The sequence below is a fragment of the Pseudomonas sp. BRM28 genome, from assembly GCF_002939405.1.
In the GTDB taxonomy this organism is placed as follows: Bacteria; Pseudomonadota; Gammaproteobacteria; order Pseudomonadales; family Pseudomonadaceae; genus Aquipseudomonas; species Aquipseudomonas palmensis.
The window spans coordinates 1-5,364 of record NZ_PEFV01000003.1 but is presented as its reverse complement, the minus strand read 5'-3'; the positions used below and the strand labels follow the sequence as shown (position 1 = coordinate 5,364).

At 65.2% G+C, this 5,364-nt stretch carries 1 protein-coding gene; it reads left to right on the top strand.

From position 1 onward, the window contains the following. Window positions 1–5,364: non-ribosomal peptide synthetase (locus CR917_RS26965; protein WP_146095051.1), on the top strand; the 5,364-nt coding region annotated here is incomplete at both ends.

Below are 5,364 nucleotides of genomic sequence, written 5' to 3'. Positions count from 1 at the left end.
CGAACTCAACAGCCGTGCCAACCAGCTCGCCCATGCGCTGATTGCACGCGGTGTCGGCCCCGACGTGCTGGTCGGCATCGCCATGGAACGCAGCATCGAGATGGTCGTCGCCCTGCTGGCGACCCTCAAGGCCGGTGGCGCCTACGTGCCGCTGGACCCGGAATACCCGCACGAGCGCCTGGGCTACCTGTTCGACGACAGCGGCATCGCCCTGCTGCTGACCCAGCAGCACCTGCTGGCACAGTTGCCGGTGCCCGAAGGCCTACCGCTGCTGGCCCTGGACACGCTGGACCTGAGCGAGCACGCCCAGAGCAACCCGGACATTGCCCTGCACCCGGAGAACCTGGCCTACGTCATCTACACCTCCGGTTCCACCGGCAATCCCAAGGGCGCCGGCAACCGCCACAGCGCACTCACCAACCGCCTGTGCTGGATGCAGCAGGCCTACGCTCTGGACGCCAGCGACACGGTACTGCAGAAGACCCCGTTCAGCTTCGACGTGTCGGTGTGGGAGTTCTTCTGGCCGCTGATGACCGGTGCGCGCCTTGTGGTCGCTGCTCCTGGCGACCACCGCGACCCGGCCAGGCTGGTAGCGCTGATCAACCAGCACCAGGTCAGCACCCTGCACTTCGTACCGTCGATGCTGCAGGCCTTCCTGCTGGATGCCGGTGTGCCGCGCTGCACCAGCCTCACCCGCATCGTCTGCAGCGGCGAGGCCCTGCCGGTGGACGCGCAGCAGCAGGTGTTCGCCAAGTTGCCGAACGCCGGCCTGTACAACCTGTATGGCCCTACCGAAGCCGCCATCGACGTGACCCACTGGACCTGTCGCGACGAAGGTCGCAACAGCGTGCCGATCGGCCAGCCGATCGCCAACCTGGGCGCGTACGTGCTCAGTGCCGACCTGCTGCCGTTGCCGGCGGGTGCCACCGGCGAGTTGTACCTGACCGGTGCAGGCCTGGCGCGCGGTTACCACCGCCGTGCCGCGCTGACCGCCGAGCGCTTCGTCGCCAGCCCGTTCGGCGCCGGCCAGCGCCTGTACCGTACCGGTGACCTGGCACGCCAACGCGCCGACGGCGTGATCGACTACATGGGGCGAGTCGACCACCAGGTGAAGATCCGCGGCCTGCGTATCGAACTCGGTGAAATCGAAGCGCACCTGCTCGAACTGAACTGCGTTCGCGAGGCCAGCGTGCTGGCCGTTGAAGCAGGCAGCGGCCTGCAACTGGCCGCCTACCTGGTGGCCAGTGACGCCACCCTGGCGTCGGCCAGCAGTGCGCAGCAGGCGCAATGGCGCGATGCTGTTCGCCAGCAGTTGCTGACCGGTCTGCCCGACTACATGGTGCCAACCCACCTGATACTGCTGGAACAACTGCCGCTGAGCCCGAACGGCAAGCTCGATCGCAAGGCTCTGCCCGGCATCGGCGACGCAGCCACGCGCAGCGAGCATGTCGCTGCCTCCAACCCACTGGAACAGCAACTGGCCGCTATCTGGCAGGCGGTACTCAAGCTTGATCGCGTGGGCGTTACCGACAACTTCTTCGAACTGGGCGGCGACTCGATCATCTCGATCCAGGTCGTCAGTCGCGCCCGTCAGGCCGGTATCCGCTTCACTCCCAAGGCGCTGTTCGAACACCAGACCATCCAGCGCCTGGCCACGGTTGCCCAGACCAGCGATGCACGCTCGGTTGTCGACCAATCGCCCTTGCAGGGCGAAACGGCATTGCTGCCGATCCAGCAGATGTTCTTCGAACTGCCGATGCCCGAGCGGCATCACTGGAACCAGGCCGTACTGCTCAAGGCCAACGCCAGGCTTGATGCGGCGGCGCTGGAGCAGGCCCTGCAAAGCCTGGTGCTGCACCACGACGCCTTGCGCCTGCAGTTCACCGAAACCGCCCGCGGCTGGACCGGCGAGTACCGTTCGCAAGCGGCCCAGCGCGAAGCCTGGGCACACACACCGCTGCTGTGGCAACACACAGTCAGTGATGCGCATGCGCTACAAGCGCTGGCCGAATCGGCGCAGCGTAGCCTGGACCTGGAAGGCGGCCTGGTCCGTGCGCTGCTTGCCGAGCTCGCCGATGGCAGCCAGCGCCTGTTGCTGGTGATTCACCACCTGGCGGTCGATGGCGTGTCGTGGCGCATTCTCTTCGAAGACCTGCAGGCAGCATACCGCCGTGCAGTGGCCGGGCACGCTGTCGAACTGCCCGCCAGGACCCGCTCGCTGCGTGCCTGGGCCGAACAGTTGCAGGCTTTCGCCAGGCACACCGGGCAGGACCAGGAACTCGCCTACTGGCAGCAGTTGCACGGAGCGAGCAATGACCTGCCCTGCGACCGTGCAGCCGATCGCCTGATCAACCGCAACAGCAACAGTGTGCAGGTCGTGCTGGACAAGCAACGCACCCGCCAGTTGCTGCAACAGGCACCGGCGGCGTATCGCACCCAGGTCAACGACCTGCTGCTCAGCGCGCTGGCGCAGGTCATCACGCGCTGGAGCGGTCACGACGACCTGCTGCTGCAACTCGAAGGGCATGGCCGCGAGGAGCTGTTCGAAGACATGGACCTGACCCGTACCGTCGGCTGGTTCACCAGCCTGTTCCCGGTACGCCTGACCCCGGCCAGTACGCTGGGTGGCACGATCAAACAGATCAAGGAGCAACTGCGCGCCATCCCCAACAAGGGCATCGGCTTCGGCGCCTTGCGCTACCTGGGCGATGCACAGACGCAACAGACCATGCAGCAACTGCCTGTGCCACGCCTGACGTTCAATTACCTGGGCCAGCTCGATGGCACCTTCGACAGTGACGAGGGTGCGCTGTTTGCCCCCGCTGCAGAAAGCGCAGGTATCGGGCAGAGCCTGGACGCCCCGCAGAGCAACTGGCTGACCCTCAACTGCCAGGTGTTTGCCGGTGAACTGAGCCTGACCTGGGGCTACAACAGCGCAATGTACGATGCATCGACCATTGAAGGGCTGGCCGAAAATTACCTGCATTCGCTGAGCCGCCTGATCGAGCACTGCCTGCAGGCCGACCACCACGGCCTGACGCCGTCGGACGTGCCTCTGGCCCGTTTGAGCCAGGCGCAGCTCGATGCACTGCCCCTTTCGGCCCAGCAGGTTGAAACGCTGTACCCGCTGGCCCCGATGCAACAGGGCATGCTGTTTCACACCCTTTACCAGCAACAAGCAGGTAACTACATCAATCAGATGCGCCTGGACGTACGCGGCCTGGATGCAGAACGCTTCCGAGCTGCCTGGCAGGCCACCGTGGATGCCCATGACATCCTGCGCAGCGGTTTCCTCTGGCAGGGCCAGCTCGACGAGCCGCTGCAAGTGGTGCACAAGCGAGTCGAACTGCCGTTCAGCGTACTGGACTGGCGCGAGCGCCAGGGTTGCAGCGCAGCGCTGGACACCCTGGCTGGCGAAGAGCTGATGCAGCCGTTCGACCTGCAGCAACCGCCATTGCTGCGCCTGTTCATGGTCCGCACCGGCGAGGACAGCCATCACCTCATCTACACCCACCATCACATCCTGATGGATGGCTGGAGCAACTCGCAGATGATGGGTGAGGTGATGCAGCGCTACCATGGCCAGCGCGTGCCCCAGTCCAGCGGTCGCTACAGCGATTACATCGCCTGGCTGCAACAGCAGGACCCGGCACTGAGCGAGACGTTCTGGAAAGCCCAGGTACAGACCCTCGATGCGCCCACTCGGCTTGCAGCGGCCATCACTGCGCAACGCTCACCGGGGTCCGGCCACGCACACCTCGAAGCCGCGCTCGAACAGGCCGACACTGCCCGGCTCGAGACCTTTGCCCGCCAGCAGAAGGTGACCCCCAACACACTGGTTCAGGCAGCCTGGCTGATCGTGCTGCAGCGTTACTGCGCACAGGCGACGGTCTGCTTCGGTGCCACCGTCTCCGGTCGCCCGGCGGAGCTCAGCGGGGTGGAACAGCAGCTGGGGCTGTTCATCAACACCTTGCCAGTGGTCGCCACGCCGCTGCCCGAGCTCAGCGTCGGCCAATGGCTGCAGCAGGTGCAGGCGCAGAACCTGAGCTTGCGAGAACATGAACACACCCCGTTGTTCGAGATTCAACGCTTGGCCGGCAAGAACGCCGAAAGCCTGTTCGACACCCTTCTGGTGTTCGAGAACTATCCGATTTCGCAAGCCCTGGAACAGACGCCAAGCACAACACTGCACTTTGGCAGCATCCGTACCCATGAGCAGACCAACTATCCTTTGACCTTGATGGTCGGCTTCGGCGCGATGCTGACCTTGCAGGCAAGTTACGACCAGGCGCATTTCGATACCGCCACGGTCGAGAAGCTCGCTCACTCGCTGCTCAGGCTGCTGAGGGCGATGCTCGACTCGCCAGACCAGGCCATCGGCGACCTGGTGATGCTTGCACCGCAGGAACAGCACACCGTACTGCTCGACTGGAACCTGACATCGACCCACTACCCACTCGAGCAACCGGTTCATCAATTGATCGAGGCGCAGGTCGAACAGACACCGAACGCGCCGGCACTGGTGTTCGGCGAACAGCACCTGAGCTATGCCGAACTCAACAGCCGTGCCAACCAGCTCGCCCATGCGCTGATTGCACGCGGTGTCGGCCCCGACGTGCTGGTCGGCATCGCCATGGAACGCAGCATCGAGATGGTCGTCGCCCTGCTGGCGACCCTCAAGGCCGGTGGCGCCTACGTGCCGCTGGACCCGGAATACCCGCACGAGCGCCTGGGCTACCTGTTCGACGACAGCGGCATCGCCCTGCTGCTGACCCAGCAGCACCTGCTGGCACAGTTGCCGGTGCCCGAAGGCCTACCGCTGCTGGCCCTGGACACGCTGGACCTGAGCGAGCACGCCCAGAGCAACCCGGACATTGCCCTGCACCCGGAGAACCTGGCCTACGTCATCTACACCTCCGGTTCCACCGGCAATCCCAAGGGCGCCGGCAACCGCCACAGCGCACTCACCAACCGCCTGTGCTGGATGCAGCAGGCCTACGCTCTGGACGCCAGCGACACGGTACTGCAGAAGACCCCGTTCAGCTTCGACGTGTCGGTGTGGGAGTTCTTCTGGCCGCTGATGACCGGTGCGCGCCTTGTGGTCGCTGCTCCTGGCGACCACCGCGACCCGGCCAGGCTGGTAGCGCTGATCAACCAGCACCAGGTCAGCACCCTGCACTTCGTACCGTCGATGCTGCAGGCCTTCCTGCTGGATGCCGGTGTGCCGCGCTGCACCAGCCTCACCCGCATCGTCTGCAGCGGCGAGGCCCTGCCGGTGGACGCGCAGCAGCAGGTGTTCGCCAAGTTGCCGAACGCCGGCCTGTACAACCTGTATGGCCCTACCGAAGCCGCCATCGACGTGAC